Source organism: Lysinibacillus sp. NPDC056220 (assembly GCF_049315265.1).
In the GTDB taxonomy this organism is placed as follows: Bacteria; Bacillota; Bacilli; order Bacillales_A; family Planococcaceae; genus Lysinibacillus; species Lysinibacillus pinottii.
The window spans coordinates 1-1,485 of record NZ_JBMOXD010000022.1; the positions used below are offsets into that span (position 1 = coordinate 1).

The 1,485-nt window shown below is 32.9% G+C and carries 1 protein-coding gene; it reads right to left on the reverse strand.

Annotated elements, in window-relative coordinates; all coding sequences use genetic code 11:
* Nucleotides 1-264 precede the first annotated feature (264 nt).
* Complete coding sequence (locus ACOZBY_RS21790) at nucleotides 265-1,158, reverse strand: patatin-like phospholipase family protein (protein ID WP_012291836.1); 894 nt, start codon at nucleotides 1,156-1,158, stop codon at nucleotides 265-267.
* Nucleotides 1,159-1,485 lie beyond the last annotated feature (327 nt).

Below are 1,485 nucleotides of genomic sequence, written 5' to 3' on the forward strand. Positions count from 1 at the left end.
ATTTTGATGTCCAAAATTTTGTTTCGTTCACTAGCTAGGCTAGCTACTTAAAACTTTATTGATTACGTTTTGCTTGTTCAGTTTTCAAGGTTCATTTTTAAGTTCACTGCTTTGTTAAGAGTTAACTTTTATATAATAACATGTTTTATATTGTTTGTCAAACAGTTATTTTATTTTTATATTTTAGTAGCTGCATATCTCAACAGCAACTTTTATATAATAACATGCTTATTATTAATGGTCAATAGTTATTATAATTGTTTTTTATAATCTTAATCGTGGCCAGTTTCGTAAAAATTGTATGGTACGATTTCTTCCTATTTCTAAGAGCGTTTCTTTTGTTTCCTCATTTAAATCGAACTGCGTAGCACTATAATCTTCTACAGGAATAAAAATTATATCTCTTTCATGTCTTCTTGATATATATCTTTCATCATGTGCATCTTTCATAGTTGAAAATAATGCTTCAAACAAATTCAAACCATTTTTTATTTCATGAGGACATTGTTCCTCTCTCCGTCTGCTTAATTTAAGTCCTAAAATTGGTCGTACTTTTCTTCCCTCCCTATCGTCAAAAATCCATAATGGGAAATTACTTAATACACCACCATCCACAATTATTGATTCACCTTTTCCAGTCTTTAATGTAACTGGTTCGAAGAAAAATGGTATACCACAGCTCATACGTAAGGCGCAAGCAACCGAAAAATTCTTAGCATCAATTTCATACTTGTGTAAATCATCTGGTAATACAATCATTCTACCATTGGTTAGATCTGACGCGACTAACTTTAGAGAATCTTTAGGTAGATCTCCAAAAGTATACACCCCTTTTTCGGCCAGCTTTTTGAAGAACCACTTTTCTAATGCCTTTCCTTTATACAGACCTAAATGATTATAAACATTTATCCATTTCATAAAAGGGAAAGGTAATATTGTTCTTCTAGAATCCAGTAATGAAGGTACGTCTAACTCTTCAAGCATCATTTCGATTTCTCTACCGCTATATCCTGCAGCAATGAACGCAGCTAAAATTGCTCCTGCACTTGTACCAGCAACACGTTTAAAACGGAAATTTTCATCTTCTAGTACTTGATATGCTCCGACAAGGGCAAAACCCTTCAAACCTCCTCCAGAAAAAACACCATCAATCCACATAATTCCCTCTCCCTTTTCCCGTAATCTTTACATTATAAGAATCCAAATAGATGATTAGAACTAAAATTTGTATTTTAATGTCGAAGACAGTCTATTGCCGAAAAGGGAATTATTTATAATATTGAGGAAAATAATATGATTTCATAGATAGGTATCCTCTTTTAGAAATCAGGAAGTTATATAGCATCTATTTAATTTTGTCATTTACTAAATTTAAACGTATTTCATATGAAATAAAAAAACAGCCAGCACACAGCTGACTGTTTTTGTTGCCTAGCGACGTCCTACTCTCACAGGGGGAAGCCCCCAACTACCATCGGCGCTAAA

Bases quoted from the DNA above. Each gene is read 5' to 3' on its own strand.
- ACOZBY_RS21790 (WP_012291836.1), bottom strand. From the start codon at position 1,158: ATGTGGATTGATGGTGTTTTTTCTGGAGGAGGTTTGAAGGGTTTTGCC.